Source organism: Streptomyces sp. NPDC051364, from assembly GCF_040682115.1.
Taxonomy (GTDB): Bacteria; Actinomycetota; Actinomycetes; order Streptomycetales; family Streptomycetaceae; genus Streptomyces.
The window spans coordinates 137,789-159,382 of sequence record NZ_JBFBAH010000007.1; the positions used below are offsets into that span (position 1 = coordinate 137,789).

The window sequence follows — 21,594 nt, forward strand, 5'->3', positions numbered from 1 at the left end:
GCACACTGGTCCGACCCGTCCCCGCCGGCCCCTGGAGACGCTCCGATGGCACCGATTCCGCACTCCCGACGGTCCCTGCTCGGCGGTTCACTCGCCGTGCCGGTGGGCCTCGCCCTGTCCGGCGCGCTGGCCGCGCCCGCGCTCGCCGCGCCCGTCAGCGCCCCGGCGTTCACCCGCTCCGGGCGCCCGAGCGCACCGTGGGGCACCCAGTCCGGTGAGATCACCGCACACTCGGCCACCGTCTGGACGCGCTCCGACCGGCCGGCGCGGATGTACGTCGAGACCTCCCCGAGCGAGTCGTTCCGCTACGGCGTCCGGCGCCACGGCGGTCCGTTCCTCGGCCCCGCCACCGACTTCACCGGCACCACCACCCTGCGCGACCTCCCGCCCGGGCAGCAGATCCACTACCGGGTGATCCTGGCCGACCCCGACGACCCGCGCCGTACGGGCGAGCCGGTGCGCGGCACCTTCCGGACCACCCCCGTCTCCCGCCGCCACGACGTGCGCTTCCTGTGGTCGGGGGACCTCGCGGGCCAGGGCTGGGGCATCAACCCGGACCTCGGCGGGTACCGCGTCTTCGACGAGATGCGGCAGCGCGACCCCGACTTCTTCCTCTTCAGCGGGGACACGATCTACGCCGACGGGCCGATCCAGGCCTCCGTCCCGCTGCGCGACGGCAGCATCTGGCGCAACATCACCACCGAGGAGAAGGCGAAGGTCGCCGAGACCCTCAACGAGTTCCGCGGGAACTTCCGCTACAACCTGCTCGATCGCAACCTGCGCGACTTCAACGCCCAGGTGCCGGTCCTCGCCCAGTGGGACGACCACGAGGTGCGCAACAACTGGTACCCCGGCCAGGTGATCGACGACCCCCGCTACACCGTGCGGGACATCGACACGCTCGCCGGCCGCGCCCGCCAGGCCTTCGGCGAGTACTTCCCCGTCACCGACCTCCGCGGCGGCCGCGCCGAGGGCCGGATGTACCGGGTGATGCGGTACGGGCCGCTGCTCGACGTCTTCGTCCTCGATATGCGCACCTACCGCGACGCCAACTCCCCCGGCCGCCAGACCGTGGACCCGATCGGCATCCTCGGCCAGGAGCAGCTGGCCTGGATCAAGCGCGAGCTGTCGCGCTCCCGCGCCACCTGGAAGGTCATCGCCGCCGACATGCCGCTGGGCATCGTCGTAGCCGACGGGACCGCGAACTTCGAGGCCGTCGCCCAGGGCGACCCGGGCGCCCCGCTCGGCCGCGAGCTGCAGATCGCCGAACTCCTGCGCCACATCAAGCACCAGCGCATCACGGGCACCCTCTGGCTCACCGCCGACGTCCACTACACGGCCGCGAACCACTACGCCCCCGAGCGGGCCGCCTTCACCGACTTCGCGCCGTTCTGGGAGTTCGTATCCGGTCCCGTCGGCGCGGGCGGGTTCCCCGCGGGGAAGCTGGACGCCACGTTCGGGCCCGAGACCGCGTACGTCCAGTCGGCCCCCCTCGCCAACATGTCACCGTCCGAGAACCCCCCGTACTACGGGGAGGTCGACATCGACGGCGAGTGCGGGGAGCTCACCGTCCGGTTGCGCCGCCAGGGCGGCGGCGTTCTCTTCACCACGACGCTTCGGCCCGGGCGCGTGGGCCAGTAGGACTACAGGTCCGGCGGCCGGCGGGATTCCGGCTCCCGGAATCCCGCCGGAAAACAGGGCGAAATCGGCCAGACGGATACTTAACCAGTCGGTCACAGATCGTTCGTGATCACGCAACACCCCTGCGCCACAGTGGCATGCATGACTGAACGCATCCACACCCCCGCACACCGCCACCACCGCCACCACTGGCGCCGCGACATCGTCGAACTGGCCGCGCTGTTCTGCGCAGTCGCGGTCGCCGACGGCATCGCCAATCTCGTCGCGCACGGCCCGCGGGGCCCGATCCTGCTCGTCGCCTCGGCCGTCGCACTCCTGGTCACGGCGGCGTTCCACACCTGGTGGGCACGCCGCCACAGCCATGCGCCGCCGCCGCTCAGTACGGCGCCCTCCGATACCACCCCCGGCGCGGTCCGGGCCGGGGCGCAGTCCGGATCCACGTCGGAGTCCGCATCGGAGACCGCGGCCGGCGCCACCACCTCCCTGTGGCGGATGCGGACGACCGTACGGGACGAGCCCGGCAGCCTCGCCGCCGTGTGCACCGCGCTCGCCCACCACGCCGTCGACATCCTGACCCTGCAGACCCACCCGCTCCCCGAGGGCGGCACCGTCGACGAGTTCCTGCTGCGCTCCCCGCAGCAGATGGCCGCCGCCGACCTCACCCGTGCCATCGCCGGCGCCGGCGGCCACAGCACCTGGATCGAGCGCGCCGATGCGCACGACCTGGTCGACACCCCGACCCGCGTCCTGGGCCTTGCCACCCGCACCGCCCTGGACGCCGCCGAGCTGCCCCTCGCGCTGCGCCAGCTGCTCGGCCGCTGCACCATCCACTCGATCCCGGCCACCACCCTCTCCGGCCGCCCCAACGCGGCCGCCGACGCCCCGCTCGAGGGCGTCCTGGAGGCGACGGTGATGCGCCTGCGCGACCCCTCGGGCGGTGCCATCACCGTGGAGCGCCCCCACCTGCCCTTCACCCCGACCGAGTTCGCCCGGGCCCGCGCCCTCGTCGAGCTCGACACCCGGCTCGGCCCGCGCGTCCCGCGCCGCCAGGACGTGCTGACCCTGCCCGAGGGCAACGAGATCACCGTGCGCCGCGCCGACGGCTCCGACCTCGCCGCCGCCCGCGCGATGCACGACCGCTGCTCCGAGCGCACGCTGGGCCTGCGCTACCACGGGCCCGTCGCCGACGCCGACCGCTACCTCGGCCACCTGCTGAGCCCCCGCTTCGGCCGTACCCTCGCCGCCACCACGGCCTCCGGCAAGCTCGTCGCCCTCGGCCACCTGCTGTGGGACGGGGACGAGACCGAGGTCGCGCTCCTGATCGAGGACGACTGGCAGCGCCGCGGCATAGGCTCCGAGCTGCTGCGCCGCCTGATCGCGATGGCCGTCGAGACCGGCTGCGACAGCGTGTACGCCGTCACCCGGGCCGCCAACACCGGCATGGTCGCGGCCATGCGCGGCCTCGGCCTCCCGCTCGACTACCAGATCGAGGAGGGCACCCTGGTGATCACGGCCCGGCTGGACGCCACGCCGATCGTCTCCCGCGTCCCGTACGAACTGCCCCGCGCTCAGCACCCGTACGGGCAGCAGAACCACCCGCGCTGACCCCGGCCCAGCGGGATCCGGCCGGGTGGCGTGAAGTCGCCCCCGGGCGGACCCGCTCGACGGTGCGGGAGCAGGGGCCGGGTCCGCCGCCCCCGCGCACGTCAGGAGGCTGACAGCGAACGGTGATGACGCGGGGCGGTCCGCCGTACGAAGATGGCCGCATGTCAGAGACCCTTCGCAGCGACAGCGCCTCCCGGCTGCCCCGCCAGGTCGCCGACGCATATGTCGACGACCTCATCGCCATCGATCCGATCACGGGCACCTATCTCGGTGTCGCCGCGAGCTCCAGCCGGCTCCCGGACTTCTCCCCGGCCGGCCGTGCGGCCGCCGCCGACCTGTCCCGCTCCACCCTCGCCCGCCTCGACGCCGCCGAGCGGCTGCCCGGCGCGGACAGCGACGCCGAGCGCCGCTGTGCCCGCCTGCTGCGCGAGCGCCTCACCGCCGAACTCGCCGTGTACGAGGCGGACGAGGACCTGCGGGCCGTCAGCAACATCCACTCGCCCGCGCACTCCGTCCGCGACGTCTTCACCCTCACCCCGGCCGACACGGACGAGGACTGGGCGGCGATCACCGAGCGGCTGCGGGCGGTCCCTGCCGCCCTCGCCGGCTACCGCGAGAGCCTCGGACTCGGCCTGGACCGCGGCCTGTACGGAGGCCCGCGCGCCACCGAGACCTTCATCGGCCAGCTCACCACCTGGGTGGGCGAGGACGGCGACGGCGAGAGCTTCTTCGGCGAATTCGCGTCCCGCGGCCCGGAGTCGCTGCGCTCCGGGCTGGAGGAGGCGGCCGCCGGGGCGACCGCGGCCCTCGCCGGGCTCCGCGACTGGGTGCGCGACGTGTACGCACCCGCCGTCGCCGGCGCCCCGGACCCGGTGGGCCGCGAGCGCTACGCCCGCTGGTCGCGGTACTTCAACGGCACGGACCTGGACCTGGACGAGGCGTACGCCTACGGCTGGTCGGAATACCACCGCCTCCTCGGCGAGATGAAGGCCGAGGCGGCCAAGATCCTGCCGGGCGCCGGTCCTTGGGAGGCGCTGAAGCACCTCGACGAGCACGGCACCCACATCGAGGGCGTCGAGGAGGTCCAGGCCTGGCTGCAGGGCATCATGGACGAGGCCATCGAGAACCTCGACGGCACGCACTTCGAGCTCGCCGAGCGCGTGAAGCGGGTGGAGTCCATGATCGCCCCGCCGGGCGGCGCGGCGGCCCCGTACTACACCAACCCGTCGGAGGACTTCTCCCGTCCGGGGCGCACCTGGCTGCCGACGATGGGCCAGACCCGCTTCCCGGTGTACGACCTGGTCTCCACCTGGTACCACGAGGGCGTTCCGGGCCACCACCTCCAGCTCGCGCAGTGGACGCACGTCGCGGACCAGCTCTCCCGCTACCAGGCCAGCGTCGGCCTCGTCAGCGCCAACGTCGAGGGCTGGGCGCTGTACGCGGAGCGCCTGATGGACGAGCTGGGCTACCTCAAGGACGCCGAGCAGCGCCTGGGCTACCTGGACTGCCAGATGATGCGCGCCGCGCGGGTCATCGTGGACATCGGCATGCACCTGGGCCTGGAGATCCCGGCGGATTCGCCGTTCCACCCGGGCGAGCGCTGGACGGTGGACCTGGCGCAGGAGTTCTTCGGCCTGCACAACGGCCGGCCGGCGGACTTCATCGAGAGCGAGCTGACCCGCTACCTGTCGATGCCGGGACAGGCGATCGGCTACAAGCTGGGCGAGCGTGCCTGGCTGCTCGGGCGGGACAACGCCCGCGCCGCGCACGGCGACTCCTTCGACCTGAAGGCGTGGCACATGGCGGCGCTGTCGCAGGGCTCGCTGGGCCTGGACGACCTGGTGGACGAGCTGTCGAAGCTCTGACCGACGGCGGACAGCAGTCATACGTACGGGCCGCCCGCTCCCCGAAGGAGCAGGCGGCCCGTACGGCTTTCCGGCGCGCGCGGAATCGGAGCGTCAGCAGCCGCAGTCGTCGGAGTCGGTCGGCGCGGTCAGCGGGTCCGCCTCGGCGCGCTGCTCGCTGCCCTGCCAGGTCTCGACCTCGAAGCCCTCGCGGATCCAGTACTCGATGCCGCCGAGCATCTCCTTGACCTGGAAGCCGAGCCGGGCCAGGGCGAGGGCGGATCGGGCGCCTCCGTTGCAGCCGGGGCCCCAGCAGTACGTGACCACGGGAAGGCTCTTGTCGAGGAGCTGCTCGGCCTGCCCGGGGATGAGGGCGGTCGGCAGGTGGATCGCGCCGGGCACGTGGGCCTGGTCCCAGGCCGGGGTGGAGCGGGAGTCGATCAGCTGGAAGCCGAGCTCGGCGCCCTGCTCGCGGTGGGCTTTGAAGGCGGCGGCGACATCGGACACGTCCGCGTGGAAGGCGAGGCTCGCGGCGAAGTAGGCGGCGGCCGCGGCCGGGGCGGCCGGGGGCACCCGGAGCACGGGGTTGGCGGCGGGAGCGGGGGCGTCGGCCGGGGCGTCGGTGTTCTGTGTCGTCGTCATGGCTCAGAATCTACGAGCCGCTGATCATCTCGGGAAGTGCCTTTCCCCGGCCTTCCTCTTGTTCAGCCGGGGATTCCCCTGCTACATCTGCTCCATGACCGACTATTCCCCTGACGCCACCGACTGGCGCATCCTGACGGCCCTCCAGGAGGACGGCCGGGCCAGCTTCGCCGAGCTCGCGCGCGCCGTCTCCATGTCCGCGAGTGCGGTCACCGAGCGGGTGCGCCGCTTGGAGGAGTCGGGCGTGATCACCGGGTACACCGCCGTGGTGGACCCGGAGAAGCTGGGCAAGTCCATCCTTGCGCTGGTCCGGCTGCGCTATCCGCACGGCAACTACAAGCCGTTCCACGACCTGTTGGAGGCCACCCCGGAGATCCTGGAGGCCCATCACGTCACGGGCGACGACTGCTTCGTACTGAAGGTCGCCGCCCGCTCGATGGGGCACCTGGAGAAGGTCGCGGGCCGGATCGCGGGCCTCGGCGCCGTCACCACCAGCATCGTGTACTCCTCGCCGCTGTCCCGCCGCCCGCTCAGTCCGTGAGGGCCGCGGTGCGGTGGCGCACCACGGAGCCGCCGCGCTGTTTGACGATCTCCAGCTGCGCCTGCACCCGGGTCCGCAGGTCGGCGACGTGGCTCACGATGCCGACGCTGCGGTCCCGTTCGCGCAGCGAGTCCAGGACGTCGAGCACCTCGTCCAGCGCCTGGTCGTCGAGGCTGCCGAAGCCCTCGTCGATGAAGAGGGTGTCCAGGCGCATGCCGCCCGCCTCGTCGGTGACCACGTCTGCCAGGCCGAGGGCCAGTGCGAGCGAGGCGAAGAAGGTCTCGCCGCCCGACAGCGTGGCGGTGTCCCGCTCGCTGCCGGTCCAGGCGTCCACCACGTGCAGCCCGAGGCCGGAACGCCCTCGTCCGCTCGCCTTGGCGTCGGAGTGGACGAGCGTGTAGCGGCCGCCGGACATCCGCAGCAGCCGTGCCGTCGCGGCGGCCGCGACCTGCTCCAGCCGGGCGGCCAGGACGTAGGCCTCCAGCCGCATCTTGCGCTCGTTGTCGGCGGAGGTGCCGGCGGTGAGCCCGGCCAGCCGGGCCACCCGGTCGTACGCCTCGCGCAGCGGGCCGAGCGCCCGCAGCTCCTGCTCCGCCTGCCGGGAGAGCCGGTCCAGCTCCGTGCAGCGAACCCGGGCCGCGTCCACGGCGGACCCTGCCGTACGAAGCTTCGCCGCGGCCCGGGCTTCGTACGCCTCGGCGGCATCCGGCGCGGCCGGGGGCAGCGTCGCGGCGGCGACGGTGTCGGTCTCGCCGAGGCGGTCCGCCAGCATGGCCTCCTCCGCCTGCCAGGTGTCCAGCCTCCGCTGGAGCGCGGCGCGTTCGTAGTCCGGGAGAACCGCGTCGGCGGCGGCCTCGATGGTGTCGAACCCGGCCTTGAAGGCGGCGTCGGCGAGCTGGGCGTCGGCCTCCTTCAGCCGGGCCGCGGTGTCCTCGGCCCGGCGCAGTGTGGCGGCCGCCCTGGTGACCATCCGTACCCGCTCCTCCAGGAGCCTGGCGCGCGCGGCGACCGTGGGCGCGTCCCCCCGGACGAGGGCCAGTTCGGCCTCCAGCTTGGCCTGTTCCTGGTCCAGGGAGTCGCGCAGGGTGGCCCGGGCTGCGGAGCGGCGCTCGGCGTCGAGCCGGTCGGAGCTGCGCACGGCGTGCTCGCGCTCGGCGCGGGCCAGCCGCTCCCGGGCGGAGTGCAGTCCGGCGGCCGCGGCATGGGCGGCGGCGTGCCGGGAGCTCAGGTCCGAGGTCAGCGCGAGGAGTTCCCCGGTGGTGGCCTCCCCGGCGGCCGCAGCGGCCTCGGCCCGGGCCTCCTGGACGGCGGCGAGTTTCCGCTCGACGGCGGCCCTGCGCTCCTCGGCCTGCTCGTAGCGGGCATGGGCGGTGTCCTCGGCGGCCCGGTCCACGTGCCCGGGGGCCGGGCGCGCCGGAGCGGGATGCTCCGCCGATCCGCACACCGTGCACGCCTCCCCCGCCACCAGCGCCTCGGCGAGCTCGGCGGCGATCCCGCGCAGGCGGGTCTCCTTGAGCTCCAGCCAGCGCTCCCGGGCGGCGGTCGACTCCTCGCGTACGCAGAGCAGTTCGCCCTCGGCGCGCTGCGCATCGCCGTCCAGCGCATCCCGGCGCTGGGATGCGGTCAGGTGCATCCGGGCCGGCTCCAGCCGCCCCGCGAGCTGCTCGGCCAGCGTCGCGGCCTGCTGCGCGGCGTCCACCCGCTCCGCCAGCGCGGTCCGGGTGGCCTCCCAGCGGGCGAGCCAGTCGGCGGACTCCCTCAGCTGCTCCTCGGCGTCGCGGGCCTCCCGTTCCAGGGTGGCCCGCTCGCGGCCGATCTCGGCGCTGCGCTGCTCGGACCGCTGGGCGGCGCCGAGCGCGCCGAGGTCCTCGCGCAGCCGCTGCTCCACGGCGGACAGCTGCTCGGTGCCCGCCTCGGCAAGGGCCGGCGGGAGTTCCGCGCGGGCGGCCGCCTCCGCGTGGGCGGCGGACAGGTGGGCCGCCGACGCGGCCCCGCGCAGTTCCAGGGCGGGGGCCACCAGGGCGCCCCGGCGGGCCCGGTCCAGCAGGGCGCGGACCCGGTCCCGCTCGGGCTCCGCCTCGGCGAGCAGGGCGGCCCGGCGGGCCGTCTCGGCGTGCCGGCGCTGGAGGCGGTCGAGCTCTCGTGCCTCCTCGGCGGCCCGCCGGGCGGCGGCGTGCCGGCCCTCGACGGCGGCCAGTGCGTACTCGGCGACGGTCAGCCGCTCCCGGGCCGCACAGCGTGCGACGGCCGCCCAGGCCCGGATCGCCCCGGCCAGGCCGGGATCGCCCGGCTGGTGCCCGGGCAGCGGCCAGGCCCGCAGGTCGGCGCTGTCCCCGGCGGCCTGGGCGAGCCGCTGGGCGGTGCCGAGCACCTTCTCGTCGCCGGCGCGCACCTTGGCCTCGGCGGTGCGGCGGCGCTCGGCGAGCAGGGTCTCGACGGCGGCGAAGCGGCGGGTGTCGAAGAGGCGGCCCAGCAGCCGGCCCCGCGCCACCTCGTCGGCCCGCAGGAACTTGGCGAACTCGCCCTGCGGCAACAGCACGACCTGGCAGAACTGCTCGCGGCTCATGCCGAGCAGCTGCTCGGTCTCCTCGCCGATCTCCTGGTGGGAACGGCTGAGCGCCTGCCACCGTTCCCCGTCGTACTCGCGCAGCCGGCTCTGCGCCTTGTCCTTGGTGGTGCCGGTGCCGCGCTTTTTGGGCCGGTCCTGCTCGGGACGCCGGGTGATCTCCAGGCGCCGCCCGCCCGCGGTGAGTTCGAGGGTGACCTCGGTCGGCGTACCGGCGTCGGCGTGGTCGCTGCGCAGGCTGGTGCCGGGGGCCTGGCGGGGGCCGGGCACCGAGCCGTACAGGGCGTAGCAGACGGCGTCGAGGACGGAGGTCTTGCCCGCGCCGGTCGGACCGTGGAGCAGGAAGATCCCGGCGCCGGACAGCGCGTCGAAGTCGATCTCCTGGGGTTCGGCGAAGGGGCCGAAGGCGGTGATCCTGAGCCGGTGCAGCCTCATCGGCGGGTCTCCTGCCGGCTGTCGTCCGCCCGTACGTCCTCGAAGGCGCCCTGGAGCACGGCCCGTTCGGCCTCGTCGGCGACGCCGCCGCCGCGCACGTGGGCGACGAAGTCCTCGGCGATCTCCTGATCGCTGCGCCCCTTGAGGCGCTGGGCGTACGAGGTTGCGCCGTCGTCCTCGCGGCCCTCGGGGTCGAAGGCGAGGCTGAGGGTGTGCGGAAAGCGGGCGGCGAGCTTGGCCATGGGGTCCTCGGGCCGGACCGGGTCGGTGAGGGTGGCCTCGATCCAGGAGTCCTCGTACGCGGTGTACGACGCCTCCTCCAGCAGCTCCTCGAGCCGTCCCCGGATCCGGGCGAGCGGCCGCGGCACAGGGGTGTCGATGCGCTCGGCAGTGATCTCCCCGGCCGCGCCGAGTTCGATCAGCCACATGGTCTTGCGGTGGTCGGCCTCGGAGAAGGAGTAGGCGAGCGGGGAACCGGAGTAGCGGACCCGTTCGTTGATCGTCTGGCAGCCGTGGAGGTGGCCGAGGGCTGCGTAGTCCACCCCGTCGAAGACGGTGGCGGGCACGGCCTCGACCCCGCCGACGGCGATGTCGCGCTCGCTGTCACTGGCCTGCCCGCCGGTGACGAAGGCGTGGGCGAGGACGACGGAGCGGGTGCCCGGAGCCCGGGCGGCGAGATCGGTCCGGACCAGGTCCATGGCCGCGCCCAGCACGGCCTCGTGGCTCACCTTCTCCGCGCCGAACCGGTCCTTCACCAGGGCGGGCTCCAGGTACGGCAGTCCGTACAGCGCCACCTCCCCGTGCACGTCGGCCAGCACCACCGGGTCGGCGCAGCCCTCGGGGTCGGTCCGCAGGTGGATCCCGGCCCGGCCGATGAGCCCGGCGCCGACGCCGAGCCGGCGTGCGGAGTCGTGGTTCCCGGAGATCATCACGGTGGGCACGCCGAGGTCGGCGAGCCGGTGCAGGGCCCGGTCGTACAGCTCGACGGCGGGCAGCGGGGGCACGGCCCGGTCGTAGACGTCGCCGGCGACGAGGACGGCGTCGACCTCGTGCTCGCGGACGGTCTCGACCAGGTGGTCGATGAAGTCGGCCTGGGCACCGAGCAGGTTCACGCGGTGGAAGGACCGGCCGAGATGCCAGTCGGAGGTGTGCAGGAGCCTCACTCGCCGGCCCCGCCGGACGTCTCGCCGCACATGTTTCTTCCGTCCCCCTGGTCGTCCCGGTCGTCTCCCGCTCGCTGAGCCCCTCTACGCTAACGCGTCACCCGGGCCCCCAGGACTCGACCGCGAAGGCTCGCCCTCAGGACGCGTACGTCTCCCCGCCGAGGGTGAGGGTGGCGCTGCCCGCCGTACTGTCGGCGAGCCAGGCCTCGAAGGCGGGCAGGTCCGCCTCCGGCAGCGCGACCTCGATCTCGACCGCGGCCCCGTAGCGCAGGTCCACCACGGTCCGGCCGGTGGAGCGCAGGTCGTTCTGGGTCTTGCCGGCCCGCTGGTGGTCCACGGTGACGGTGGCCAGCCGGTAGCGGCGGCGGGTGAGGGTGCCGAGCTCGTCGAGGGCCTCGCCGACGACTCCGCCGTAGGCCCGGATCAGGCCGCCGGCGCCGAGCTTGACGCCGCCGTAGTAACGCGTGACCACGGCCACCGCGTACCGGATGTCGCGCCGCATCAGCATCTGCAGCATGGGCACCCCGGCGGTGCCGCCGGGCTCGCCGTCGTCGCTGGCCTTCTGGACGGAGGCGTCGGCCCCGATGACGTACGCGAAGCAGTTGTGCGTGGCGGTGGGGTGCTCCTTGCGGATGCGCGCGATGAACTCCTGCGCCTCCTGCTCGGTCGCGGCGGGCGCGAGCGAGCACAGGAAGCGCGAGCGGTTGATCTCGGACTCGTGCACGCCCTCCCGGGCCACCGTCTCGTACTGGTCTGACTTCACCGCTCCACCTTACGGGGAATCGGACATGAGTCTTTTCGGTTGATCACGGGTGCGGACCGGAGCACCGGACCGCGCCCGGAAGGCAACAGGAGGCGGCACCCGTGTACGGCGACCCGGCAACCATCCGCAAGATCCTCACCGAGCTCGGCGACACCTGGGCCGTGGTGGGCCTGTCCAACAATCAGGACCGGGCGGCCTACGGAGTGGCCCGCACGCTCCAGCGGTTCGGCAAGCGGGTGGTCCCCGTGCACCCGAAGGCGGAGACGGTCCACGGCGAGCAGGGCTACGCCTCGCTCAAGGAGATCCCGTTCAAGGTGGACGTGGTGGACGTCTTCGTGAACAGCTCGCTCGCCGGGGCGGTCGCCGACGAGGCCGTGTCCGTCGGCGCGCAGGCCGTCTGGTTCCAGCTGGGCGTGATCGACGAGGAGGCCTTCGCCCGCACCCGCGAGGCCGGCCTGGACATGGTGATGGAGCGCTGCCCCGCTATCGAGATCCCGGCGCTGTAGCCGGCCGCTGCACGCCGTCGACGGGCGGGATCGAGACGGCCAGGGTCATCTCCATCGGGACGGGGCCGTCGTTGCGGTAGGCGTGCGGGAGGTTCGCCTCGAAGGAGACGGCCCCACCCGCCGGCACCGTGTACCGCTCGTCGGCGACGACGAGCGTCAGCTCCCCGGCCGTGACATGCAGCATCTCGAAGGTGCCGGCCAGGTGCGGGTCGGACTGCGTCGCGTCGCCCGGCTCGAGCCGGTAGCTCCACATCTCCACCGGCCCGCGCCGGTCGTCGCCGAGCAGCATGCTGGCGCCGCTGCCCGTATCGGTGGACCACATGCGCACCCCCTGCCCCGGCAGCACGACGTGGACCCGCGGGGTCCGGTCGTGGTCCAGCAGCGTGGTGATGCTCACGCCCAGGGCGTCGGCCAGCTTGACCGTGGTGCCGACGCTCGGGTTCGTCCGGGCCTGCTCGATCTGGATGATCATGCCGCGGCTGACCCCTGCACGGGCTGCCAGCGCATCCAGGGTGAAACCGCGCTCGCCGCGCCACCTCTTGACGTTCCGGCCGAGGGCCTGGGTGAGCTGTTCGAGGTCCGACACCGTTGCGTCCCCACTCTTGGCGTCCAATATCTTGACTGGCGCAGTGCAATGTATTGAACTACCGTGCGCGGTGCTCCACGCTGCACTCAACCGTTCACTGCACTGTACTGCGAGGCCTGTCATGACCGCCCTCTTCGCCCTGGCCAGCGCCGTGCTCTGGGGCCTCGCCGACTTCGGCGGCGGCCTGCTGACCCGCCGGCTGCCTGCGCTCACGGTGGTCGTGGTCTCGCAGATCCTCGCCGCCGTCGCGCTCGGCGCGGTCGTCCTGGGCACCGGGGCCTGGCGGGAGGCCGGGCCGCAGCTGTGGTTCGCGGTCGCCGCGGGCCTGGTCGGGCCGGTCGCCATGCTCAGCTTCTACAAGGCCCTGGCCCTCGGGCCGATGGGCGTGGTCTCGCCGCTCGGCTCGCTCGGGGTGGTCGTGCCCGTCGCAGCGGGGCTGGCCCTGGGCGAACGGCCCGGGCTCGGCCAGTTCGCCGGGATCGCGGTGGCCGTCGTGGGCATCGTCCTCGCGGGTGGCCCGGAGCTGCGCGGTGCGCCCGTACAGCGGCAGGCGGTGGTGCTCACCCTGGTCGCCGCCTTCGGGTTCGGCTCGGTGATGGCGCTGATCGCGCATGCCTCCGGCAGCATCGCCGGGCTGTTCCTCGCCCTGTTCGTCCAGCGGGTCACCAACGTGGCCACGGGCGGCACCGCCCTGTGGGTCCGGACCCGGCGCGGCGAGCCGGCCCTCCCGGCCGGCGCGAGCCCGCGGATCCTGTGGGGGCTGCTGCCGGCGCTGGCCTTCGTCGGCCTCGCGGACGTCGCGGCGAACGGCACGTACTCCATCGCCGCCCAGCACGGTCCGGTGACCGTGGCCGCCGTGCTCTCCGCGCTCTACCCGGTGATCACCGCGCTCGCCGCCTTCGTCGTGCTGAAGGAACGGCTGCGGACCGTCCAGGCGGCCGGCGCCGGCCTGGCCCTCGCCGGCACGGTCCTGCTGGCGGCCGGCTGAGCGGCCTCGGGGAAGTGGGGCACGCCCCCGCGCCGCCCGGCACGGCGCCTCGCCGCGGTCTCGCAGCACCCGGGTACGTCCAGTACAAGCGTGCCGCTCCGCCTTGCGATGCACCGCACCGGACGACGCGAAAACGCACCCCACGTCACCAAGGCCGCTTAGGCCGCGCCTTCCGGACCAGGATCAGGATCAGGATCAGGACCAGGACCAGGACCAGGATCAGGCGGGTTCCGCAGCCGCGTCGGCCGAGCGCTGATCGGCCTCCGCCAGCTGCGCCACCGCGCGCAGCTGCTCCGGCGTCACCCCGTCCGGGATCGGTACGGGCGCCGGGGTCCGCAGCGGCGGCTGCCAGCCCGTCTCCGGCTGCCACCGGCGGACGATCCGCGCGGGCGCCCCGGCCACCACGGCGTGGTCCGGCACCTCGCCGCGTACGACGGCCCCCGCGGCCACCACCACGTTGCGTCCCAGCCGTGCCCCCGGCAGGATCACCGCGCCCGTGCCGAGCCAGCAGCCGGGGCCTATCTCCACCGGTGCGCTGCGCGGCCACTGCTTGCCGACGGGCTCGTGCGGATCGTCGTAGCTGTGGTTGGTGGAGGTGATGTAGACCCCGGGCCCGCAGAACGTGTCGTCCCCGATGGTGATCCGGGTGTCGGCGATGACGTGGGTGTCCCGGCCGAGCACCACGCCGTTGCCGAGGACCAGCACCGGCTCGGTGCCGAGGTCGAGGCCGGGCATCATCCCGGCGGTCAGCGTGACCTGCTCGGCGATGATGCAGTGCTCGCCGAGGCGGATCCACGGCTCGCCGAAGACCGTGCCCTGGGGGAAGGCGAGGCGGGTGCCGTGCCCGATCGCGCCGAACCGCAGCCGCCCGGGGGTCTGCGCGGTGACCGCACCGGCCTGCTGCATCCAGCGCCAGCCGGCGTGGACCGCGCGGTTGGCGAGTCTGCGGCGCAGGGCCGTCAGGGATGAGAACGTGTTCTGGTTCTTCGGCACCGGGCCACCGTAACGCGCAGAGCGCCCCGAGCGCGCCGTGATCTTCACCCCATCGCCGGTCGCGCGGGGCGCGTGCCCTACCGTGCCGGTAGGGCGACAGGGCAGGGCACGGCAGACACGGCCCGACAGGGCCGGCACAGGACTGAGGAAGAGAACATGACGTATCAGGCGGACCAGGGCCGGGCACTCGTCGCGGGCCTGGGCGGCAAGAACCCGCAGATCGACCCCACGGCCTTCACCGCGCCCACCTCGGTCGTGATCGGCGAGGTCACGATGGCCCCGGGCGCGAGCATCTGGTACTCGGCGGTGCTGCGCGCCGACTGCGGCCCGATCTCGCTCGGCGCGGACAGCAATGTGCAGGACAACTAGGATTTGCCGTCTGACCTGCGGAAACGCGCGCCGTAAGCCCTAAAGCTAGACCCCTCGATAACCCGGGTCAAGGTCGCTCGAACACCTTCATTCGAACGTCCTTTCGAAAACACCAGATGAGCAGACGGTTTACCTATACAAGGAACCAACACCATGGCATCTACGTGCGTATACTCGTATTGAACATAGACACTGTGTCGCTTGACTTAGGTTCTCATTGACAGTTAGTCGGCCACGCAGTTAACGTTCTCGATCGAACGAATGCCCACGTATGAAAGGCAGACTCATGCCGGCCCCCCGCCAGCTCCCCACCAGTGACGTGCTCCGCGCGCATCGGTCCAAGGGCATGACCTACGAAGAGATCGCGGCCAAGTACGGCGTCACGAAGGGGGCCGTGTACTGGCAGCTCAGGGACTCGGGCCAGGTGGCCACGCGCCCGGACCACAAGAAGTACATCCCGTGGACCGTGAAGACTGAGCACTCACACGCGAGGCCCGCCATGATGCTTCGCCTTCTGAGTCGACGCGAGCAGGGTGACCCGAAGATCCCTGCCGTGAAGCTGCGGATGCTTGACAAGTGGCTGGGCGAGATCAAGGACGCCAATGTGGTGGTCTGTTACCGCCGCGACATGGTGCCGAATCCGGCGAGTCCATCGACGGGCGGCTTCTACTACAGCAAGCGTCGCCCGGAGGATGGGGCCATGATCATTCGCTACGACGCCGAATGTGACAACGCTGTCGAGAAGGTCGAGAACCCCACGGGCGCCGTGTAGACCTGTTTAAACGAGCGCGCAGTATGGCAACACGAAGCCGCCTCCCGCTGGATCGGGGGCGGCTTTTTCGTGCCCTGAAACTAGTATTTGACTCCGCCAGGGGGGCGGAGAGAAGATGAATGTGTCAGCGAGGGAAGGGCGCGAAGGAACCGGCAGGGAACGAATGCCGGGGACGCGACCCGCACCTAGCGGTCGAATAACCCCCGGCAAAGTGAGGACCCTTGACGATTCCCTGTGAGGCTAACCCCGATAGCTGGTTTTCCGAATCCGCCGAAGAACTCTCCGAGGCTAAAGAAGCTTGCGGCTTCTGCCCGGTTCGCGCCGACTGCGCCGAATTGGGGAGAGATGAGGAGTTCGGCATCTGGGGTGGGCTCTCCCGTGAAGATCGAATAGCCGCGAAGCGTTTCCGAGTGATCATGCTGGAAGAGCTGGTCACGTCCAAGATCAGAAGCATGCACTCTCGGGGCGAGTCCATCAGCGCCATGGCGCGTGAGCTGGGGATCCCCCGAAAGACGTTGGCTGACAGGCTTCGCCGCATGACTGATCTTGCAGCTTAGGTTTACCGATCTTGCCTCGATGAGAGGTGGCATCGTTGCAGACGTAACGACTATATAAAGTTGCTCTCCTCAAGTCTCACTCAAGTGTGAAGAAGCGTTCATCTTGAGTTAAGGTTCAAACAGTCGGGGGGCTAGACACCCCTGGCCACCAACTGGCGATAGTGTCAACGACACAGGACGATGAATGTCGGTAGATAGCTCGACGCATGAAATTGATCTCAACAACGCGGGCATGTGCCTTCAGGGCGTTGACATTCTGCTAGACATACCCTTGGTCATATCCATAGCTAGGGTGCGGTACGAAAACGGTACGCGACTTGAATTCTCGTACTGCAACACGAATTCGGAACACGAAGATATCGAGCTAGCGCGCTCGATGGTTCCCATGCGGGCCGTGACCCTGCGGGGTTGGCCGAGTAACACCCTCGCTTGCGGACATGACGACGAGTACACCACGGCGTATTGGGTGTTCGAGTGAGGCCGTTACCTTGCACAACAAGTACATACATCGAAGGGGCAGCTGAGACGCTGCCCCTTTTCGCTGCCCGAAACTAGTATTGGGAGAGATCATGACCGCCTTTGACGCCACGAAGAACACCCCCGCGATGAAGTTCACCGACCTCGACGGGCACCCGATCACCGTCCGCCCGATCTTCGATGCTGGCATGGGTCGGAACGTGGTCGAGCTGGTCGTGAACGGCACGGCCGTGAAGCTCTCGAACGCCTCGGTTCCGAAGTTCGTGGACGGGGTGACCATGGCCGCCTTTGTTGGCGAGATCGAGAACGTCGCCCTGGACGCTGATACCCCGGTTAGCGAGTGAGCGGCCCCATAGCTCACCGGTCCGTCTCGCAATACTCCAGCTTCGTGCGCTGCGGTGAGGCTTACCGGCTAGAGAAGGTCGCCAGGGCTCCACAGAATCAGGCCGCGTGGTTCATCCAAGGGACGGCCTATCACGAAGCGGTCGAGAAGTGGGAGCGCTCGAACCGGCGCTACGGCCCCGACAAGCTCGCCGAGTGGTACGAGGAAGCATGGGAACGCGACATGGCCGCCGCCCTGGCCGTCGAACCTGACACTTCCCGATGGCTTACCGGTGGTGTCACGAAGCCCGAGACCGACATCAAGAACCGCCGCGTACGTGGCCGCGATCAGGTCGAAGCGTACTTCGAGTACGCCATAGAAGCCCCGGAACGAATCTGGGAGCCGATCGAGGGCATGCCGGCCGTGGAGCTGCCGTTCACGCTCGACCTCGGCGGGATCGAGATCCGCGGGTTCATTGATCAGGTAGTCGAGTACCCCGATGGGCACCTTCGAGTGCGTGACCTGAAGACCGGTACGAGACTCCCGGACACGGCCTTTCAGCTAGCGATCTACGACCACGCCCTAGATGACCTGTTCGGCGTGAAGCCTGGCTTCGGGGATTACTTCATGGCGAAGAACAACGCCCCGACCGAACCGAAGAACCTTCAGAACTTCTCCCGAGAGAAGGTCACCCGATGGTTCCGCAACATGGATAAGGCCGTTCGTCTCGGCCTCTTCCTACCCAACCCCGGCGACGCTTGCCGAACTTGTACCGTCCGCCGCTTCTGCGACTTCAACGGCGTGGACGCGCGGGAATACCCCTATGAGGAGATTGTGAATGGCTGAGATCAGCGTAACGATGAAGGCGCACGGCGGACATGACGCTTCGTGGGTTGTCGTCAAGGCCGAGAGCCTTACCGAGTTGGTCGACATCCTTGACGGATACGGCCGTTCGGGAGTCTCCGCCCTGGTGGGCGAGGCGGTTACCCACCTGCGGGCCGAGGAGACGCTAGGCGCCATCCTGGGCGCCCGTCCGGTAACTCACCCCGGACAGTACGACTCTGCCCCGCAGAGCGGCGCCCAGACGCCTTCTGGCCCGAGTGCCGGCCAGGACACTCCCTACGGCACTCCGCCTACCTGCCCGCACGGTACGAAGCGGTTCCTGGAAAAGCCGTACAAGAACAAGCCGGGCAACTGGAAGGCGTGGGCCTGCCCCGCCCCCCAGGGCACCCCGGACGCGTGCAGCCTCGAATTCATTCGTTAGCCGCGAATCTAGTATTTGGAACCCGCAGGGGCGCGACTGCCTACCAACGCGCACCCCCACCCCGTTTACACCCGCCCAGGGAGACACAGCCATGCCCACGACTGCCACCGCCACCGCGAAGCGTGACGCCGCTATCGCCCAGGTCGACGCCAACGCCGACGACGAATGGAAGCGGTACGCCCTCGGCTTCATCGCCGAACTGTCCGCCGATCTAGACGAGTTCACCACGGATGACCTGTGGGACGCCGGACTGATCAAGCCGCGTGAGCCGCGCGCCCTCGGCCCCGTGATGCGCCGAGCCGCGAAGCGCGGACTCATCGCCACGACCGGAAAGTTCCGGTCGAGCCGGTACCGCAACTGCGCTCCCCTGCCCGTCTGGGCGTCCGTCTAGGAACTCGCGAAGGATCGCCCGTGTACACCATCGTTCGGGCTAAGGGCGACGCTGGAAAGACCGGCGAGCCCCTGCCCACCATCTTCAAGACGTTCGCCGCCAATACCGTGCACTTCCGCCGAGGACAGTTCACGATCATCTCGGCGGCCCCCGGGGTCGGTAAGTCGGCCCTGAGCATGGCCCTGGCCCTGCATGCCCGCGTGCCGGCCTTCTACTTCAGCGCGGACACCGACCCCCAAACGATGTTCGTTCGCTGTGCCGCGAACGTGGCGGGGTGGTCCACCCGGGACATCGAGAACGCCCTAGAGAAGGGCAACACGAAGAGCGTTGAAGCACAGCTTGACGGCTTCGATCACCTGCGATGGGACTTCACCGCGTCGCTCACGATTGACGACCTCGAAGGCGAGCTGAAGGCGTTCGCTGCCACGTATGGCGCCTGGCCGGAACTCATCATCGTGGACAACATTTCCAACGTTGTCCCGGACGCCGACGGAGACAGTAACTCGTACGTCGCCCTTGAAAAGGTCTGTGAGTACCTGCATGAACTCGCCCGAACGACCGGCGCATGCGTGGTCGCCCTGCACCACGTAAAGGGCGACAGCAACGACGGTAACCAGCCTGTCCCCCTGTCTCAGATCAAGGGGCAGATTGGACGGGTGCCGGAAATGATCCTCACCCTTCACCGGATCGGCGACGACGCCACTCGACAGATGGGCGTTTCCGTCGTGAAGAACCGAACTGGGAAGGCCGACGCATCCGGCGCAATGATCCTGTATCTGGATGCCGACATGGAACGAATGCGGCTCACCGGATGAGCATGGTCGAGTTGGACGTTACGGGAGTGCCGGCCCCCCAGGGCAGCAAGCGGCACGTCGGCAACGGCGTGATGCTGGAAAGCTCGAAGAAGGTCAAACCGTGGCGGGCCGCCGTAGCGGCCGAGACTTCACGGCACCACTTCGAGCCGCGGCCGTTCGTGACCGTGGCCGTGTGGTTCCGGCTGAAGCGCCCGAAGAGCCATTACCGGACCGGACGCTTTGCGCACCTCCTGAAGGACAGTGCACCCGCGTACCCGGCCCAGTATCCCGACCTCGACAAGCTGTGTCGGAGCACCCTCGACGCGCTTCGCATGGGCGGCGCGTTCAAGGATGACGCCCAGGTGGTCAAGCTCTTCGCGTACAAGGTCTATGCCGGCCAGGGCGAAGAGCCCGGCGCCTTGATCCGGGTTGCGTCCGCTCTTTGATTCCGCCACCCCCGCGAAACTAGTATTTGGAGCACAAGGGAGGGCGGATGGAAAAGCCCCCGATTGCGGAAGTTCTAGAGCACTACGGAGCGAATGACGTTCCGGAAGGTAGCCGCTTCCGAAAGATGAAGTGCCCGTTCCACGAAGACCGAAATGCCTCGGCTTCCGTGTGCACCGAAGAGAACCGCTTCCGGTGCTTCGCTTGCGATATCTCGGGCGACAGCTTCGACGTGATCGCAGACCAGGAAGGATGCCGTGACTTCTCTTGTACCCGAGCCTGCGCTGAAAAGCTTCTTGGAGGAAGCTACGGCGCGGTATCAAGCGGCACTAAAGAACAGTACCGACGCCGTGGCGTATTTGAAGAGTCGCGGCCTGTCCGGGGCCAGCGCAGCATCCTTCAGGCTGGGATACGTCGAAAGCCCCTTGCCGGGGCATGAAGTAGCCCGCGGAATGCTTGCAGTCCCGTACGTCACCCGCGCGGGAGTCGTGACCGTGCGCTTCCGACGCCTGGGCGACGGAGAAGGGCCCAAGTACCGCAGCGTCCCCGGCGACCCGCCGCGCATCTTCAACGCGAACGCGCTACTCGTCCCGAGTGACCATATCGCCATCTGTGAAGGCGAGTTCGACGCGGTAGCCGCGAACGAAGCCGGTATTCCAGCCGTGGGCATCGCAGGCGTGAGCGCATGGAAGAGCTACTTTGCCCGGTGCTTCAAGGGGTACCGGGCGGTGTACATCCTCGCAGACCAGGACGACAAGGGGCAGGGGATGGAGTTCGCCGAGAAGGTCGCAGAGCAGATCAAGAACGCCCGAATATCCCCGATGCCCACAGGCCACGACGTGAACTCGTACGTCCTCGAACACGGCGCCGACGCGCTTCTAGACCGGCTGGAGATCAAGCGATGACTTCTGAGGAACTGGCCGACCAGGTAAGCGACTTCATCGGCGAGTGTCGTTCCCGAATCCTCGGGATCGGGGCCGAGCAGTACGACGAAGGCGATTCCCAGAAGTTCGAGAAGATGCCCCTTGCCGGCCTGATCCGGTACGCCAGGGAAGAAGCGCAAGACCTGGCCGTATACGCGGCCATGCTCGATATCCGCCTGGCCCGCCTCGAAGCCGCTTTCAACGCGGACGATAACTAGTATTTGGAGACGCGTTGAAGCGCATCGTTGTCCTGTCGGACATGCAAATTCCATACCACGACAAGCGGGCCGTCCGGAACGTCCTCGGGTTCCTGGCCGAGTACAAGCCCGACGAGATAGCGAGCGTGGGCGACGAAGTCGACTTCCCGCAGATCAGCCGATGGACGCGCGGCACGGCCGGTGAGTACAAGGGGGATCTACAGGCGCACTGTGATGCCGGGAAGCGAGTCCTGGCCGGCCTGCGGGCCGTCCATGACGGGCCTATTCACGTAAGCCGCTCCAACCACATGGACCGACCGCTTACGTACGTCCGTACGCGCGCCCCTGGCCTCATGGGCTTGAAGGCCCTCGAAGTGCCATCGCTCCTCGACTTCGAGAAGTACGGCGTGACCTACCACGAAGAGCCGTACGAGATCGCCCCTGGTTGGCTTCTCGCCCACGGCGACGAAGGCGGATCTTCTCGCGCTCCCGGCGGAACCGCGCTCGCCCTGGCCCGTAAGTGGGGTTACTCCGTGGTGTGCGGTCATACACACAAGCTCGGTATTCAGCATGAACACATGACCGTGAACTCTCGACTGGTTCGAGAGCGGTTCGGCTTCGAAGTCGGAAACCTCATGGACTTCAAGTCTGCCGGATATCTGAAGGCGGGTTCCGGCAACTGGAATCAGGGCTTCGGAATTCTCTACGTCGACAAGAACCGTGTCACGCCTGCCCCCATCTTCATCAAGCCGAACGGAACCTTCGTGGTCGAAGGCCGCACGTACGGCCAGAAGGCCACCTAGGAGAACTC

Annotated in this window: 23 protein-coding genes and 2 pseudogenes; 19 read left to right on the top strand and 6 right to left on the bottom strand. The window is 69.9% G+C overall.

The window, feature by feature from the left end; genetic code table 11:
* Positions 1-45 precede the first annotated feature (45 nt).
* From AB0M76_RS17560 to AB0M76_RS17570, 3 genes are all read left to right on the top strand, one after another.
* Entirely contained in the window at positions 46-1,641 is a 1,596-nt protein-coding gene (locus AB0M76_RS17560; protein WP_365953661.1) for an alkaline phosphatase D family protein, read from the top strand.
* A 141-nt stretch (positions 1,642-1,782) separates the two neighbouring features.
* Positions 1,783-3,246: a GNAT family N-acetyltransferase gene (locus AB0M76_RS17565; RefSeq protein WP_365953662.1), complete on the top strand. Its 1,464-nt coding sequence runs from the start codon at positions 1,783-1,785 to the stop codon at positions 3,244-3,246.
* Positions 3,247-3,407: 161 nt separating this feature from the next.
* Entirely contained in the window at positions 3,408-5,111 is a 1,704-nt protein-coding gene (locus tag AB0M76_RS17570) for a DUF885 domain-containing protein (protein WP_365953663.1), read from the top strand.
* Positions 5,112-5,204: 93 nt separating this feature from the next.
* Here AB0M76_RS17570 and AB0M76_RS17575 read toward each other — a convergent pair whose 3' ends face one another.
* Positions 5,205-5,732, bottom strand: a complete 528-nt coding sequence (locus AB0M76_RS17575; protein WP_365953664.1) for a rhodanese-like domain-containing protein — start codon at positions 5,730-5,732, stop codon at positions 5,205-5,207.
* A 94-nt stretch (positions 5,733-5,826) separates the two neighbouring features.
* Here AB0M76_RS17575 and AB0M76_RS17580 point away from each other — a divergent pair, with 94 nt between their 5' ends.
* Positions 5,827-6,273 carry an Lrp/AsnC family transcriptional regulator gene (locus tag AB0M76_RS17580; RefSeq protein WP_365953666.1) on the top strand — a complete coding sequence of 149 codons (447 nt, stop codon included), beginning with the start codon at positions 5,827-5,829 and terminating at the stop codon, positions 6,271-6,273.
* On the opposite strand, the gene AB0M76_RS17585 is transcribed toward AB0M76_RS17580, so the two are convergent.
* From AB0M76_RS17585 to AB0M76_RS17595, 3 genes are all read right to left on the bottom strand, one after another.
* Entirely contained in the window at positions 6,263-9,274 is a 3,012-nt protein-coding gene (locus AB0M76_RS17585; RefSeq protein ID WP_365953667.1) for an SMC family ATPase, read from the bottom strand. The genes AB0M76_RS17580 and AB0M76_RS17585 overlap by 11 nt on opposite strands.
* On the bottom strand, positions 9,271-10,437 hold the full coding sequence (locus AB0M76_RS17590; RefSeq protein ID WP_365953668.1) for an exonuclease SbcCD subunit D: 1,167 nt from the start codon (positions 10,435-10,437) through the stop codon (positions 9,271-9,273). The genes AB0M76_RS17585 and AB0M76_RS17590 overlap by 4 nt, the downstream gene beginning before the upstream one ends.
* 136 nt (positions 10,438-10,573) lie before the next feature.
* Positions 10,574-11,200, bottom strand: coding sequence for a YigZ family protein (locus AB0M76_RS17595; protein ID WP_266669208.1), 627 nt, complete (start codon positions 11,198-11,200; stop codon positions 10,574-10,576).
* Positions 11,201-11,301: 101 nt separating this feature from the next.
* Here AB0M76_RS17595 and AB0M76_RS17600 point away from each other — a divergent pair, with 101 nt between their 5' ends.
* On the top strand, positions 11,302-11,706 hold the full coding sequence (locus tag AB0M76_RS17600; RefSeq protein WP_365953669.1) for a CoA-binding protein: 405 nt from the start codon (positions 11,302-11,304) through the stop codon (positions 11,704-11,706).
* Here the strand turns inward: AB0M76_RS17600 and AB0M76_RS17605 are convergent.
* Positions 11,684-12,292, bottom strand: coding sequence for an XRE family transcriptional regulator (locus AB0M76_RS17605; RefSeq protein ID WP_267000762.1), 609 nt, complete (start codon positions 12,290-12,292; stop codon positions 11,684-11,686). The genes AB0M76_RS17600 and AB0M76_RS17605 overlap by 23 nt on opposite strands.
* A 121-nt stretch (positions 12,293-12,413) precedes the next feature.
* Here AB0M76_RS17605 and AB0M76_RS17610 point away from each other — a divergent pair, with 121 nt between their 5' ends.
* Positions 12,414-13,280, top strand: a complete 867-nt coding sequence (locus tag AB0M76_RS17610) for an EamA family transporter (RefSeq protein WP_365953670.1) — start codon at positions 12,414-12,416, stop codon at positions 13,278-13,280.
* A gap of 219 nt (positions 13,281-13,499) precedes the next feature.
* On the opposite strand, the gene AB0M76_RS17615 is transcribed toward AB0M76_RS17610, so the two are convergent.
* A complete protein-coding gene (locus tag AB0M76_RS17615) occupies positions 13,500-14,273 on the bottom strand; it encodes an acyltransferase (RefSeq protein ID WP_365953671.1) in 774 nt (257 codons plus the stop codon).
* Between the two features lie 156 nt (positions 14,274-14,429).
* On the opposite strand from AB0M76_RS17615, the pseudogene AB0M76_RS17620 reads away from it, so the two are divergent.
* The 13 genes and pseudogenes from AB0M76_RS17620 to AB0M76_RS17680 all read left to right on the top strand — a co-directional run.
* Positions 14,430-14,639: pseudogene (locus tag AB0M76_RS17620) on the top strand (gamma carbonic anhydrase family protein); the annotation flags it as partial.
* A gap of 349 nt (positions 14,640-14,988) precedes the next feature.
* Entirely contained in the window at positions 14,989-15,414 is a 426-nt protein-coding gene (locus tag AB0M76_RS17625; RefSeq protein ID WP_365953672.1) for a hypothetical protein, read from the top strand.
* 221 nt (positions 15,415-15,635) lie between these two features.
* Positions 15,636-15,971: a WhiB family transcriptional regulator gene (locus tag AB0M76_RS17630; RefSeq protein ID WP_365953673.1), complete on the top strand. Its 336-nt coding sequence runs from the start codon at positions 15,636-15,638 to the stop codon at positions 15,969-15,971.
* Positions 15,972-16,540: 569 nt separating this feature from the next.
* On the top strand, positions 16,541-16,792 hold the full coding sequence (locus tag AB0M76_RS17635; RefSeq protein ID WP_365953674.1) for a hypothetical protein: 252 nt from the start codon (positions 16,541-16,543) through the stop codon (positions 16,790-16,792).
* Complete coding sequence (locus AB0M76_RS17640) at positions 16,789-17,616, top strand: PD-(D/E)XK nuclease family protein (protein WP_365953675.1); 828 nt, start codon at positions 16,789-16,791, stop codon at positions 17,614-17,616. The genes AB0M76_RS17635 and AB0M76_RS17640 overlap by 4 nt, the downstream gene beginning before the upstream one ends.
* Complete coding sequence (locus tag AB0M76_RS17645; protein ID WP_365953676.1) at positions 17,609-18,034, top strand: hypothetical protein; 426 nt, start codon at positions 17,609-17,611, stop codon at positions 18,032-18,034. Before AB0M76_RS17640 ends, AB0M76_RS17645 begins: the two co-directional genes overlap by 8 nt.
* A gap of 91 nt (positions 18,035-18,125) precedes the next feature.
* Positions 18,126-18,425 carry a hypothetical protein gene (locus AB0M76_RS17650; RefSeq protein ID WP_365953677.1) on the top strand — a complete coding sequence of 100 codons (300 nt, stop codon included), beginning with the start codon at positions 18,126-18,128 and terminating at the stop codon, positions 18,423-18,425.
* A 20-nt stretch (positions 18,426-18,445) separates the two neighbouring features.
* Positions 18,446-19,240 carry a DnaB-like helicase C-terminal domain-containing protein gene (locus AB0M76_RS17655; protein ID WP_365953678.1) on the top strand — a complete coding sequence of 265 codons (795 nt, stop codon included), beginning with the start codon at positions 18,446-18,448 and terminating at the stop codon, positions 19,238-19,240.
* Positions 19,237-19,665: a RusA family crossover junction endodeoxyribonuclease gene (locus AB0M76_RS17660; RefSeq protein WP_365953679.1), complete on the top strand. Its 429-nt coding sequence runs from the start codon at positions 19,237-19,239 to the stop codon at positions 19,663-19,665. The genes AB0M76_RS17655 and AB0M76_RS17660 overlap by 4 nt, the downstream gene beginning before the upstream one ends.
* A gap of 47 nt (positions 19,666-19,712) precedes the next feature.
* Positions 19,713-19,907, top strand: a pseudogene (locus tag AB0M76_RS17665) (CHC2 zinc finger domain-containing protein); the annotation flags it as partial.
* Positions 19,908-19,920: 13 nt separating this feature from the next.
* Positions 19,921-20,568: a toprim domain-containing protein gene (locus AB0M76_RS17670; RefSeq protein ID WP_365953680.1), complete on the top strand. Its 648-nt coding sequence runs from the start codon at positions 19,921-19,923 to the stop codon at positions 20,566-20,568.
* On the top strand, positions 20,565-20,804 hold the full coding sequence (locus AB0M76_RS17675) for a hypothetical protein (protein WP_365953681.1): 240 nt from the start codon (positions 20,565-20,567) through the stop codon (positions 20,802-20,804). The genes AB0M76_RS17670 and AB0M76_RS17675 overlap by 4 nt, the downstream gene beginning before the upstream one ends.
* A 14-nt stretch (positions 20,805-20,818) precedes the next feature.
* Complete coding sequence (locus AB0M76_RS17680) at positions 20,819-21,586, top strand: hypothetical protein (protein WP_365953682.1); 768 nt, start codon at positions 20,819-20,821, stop codon at positions 21,584-21,586.
* The last annotated feature ends 8 nt before the right edge of the window (positions 21,587-21,594 follow it).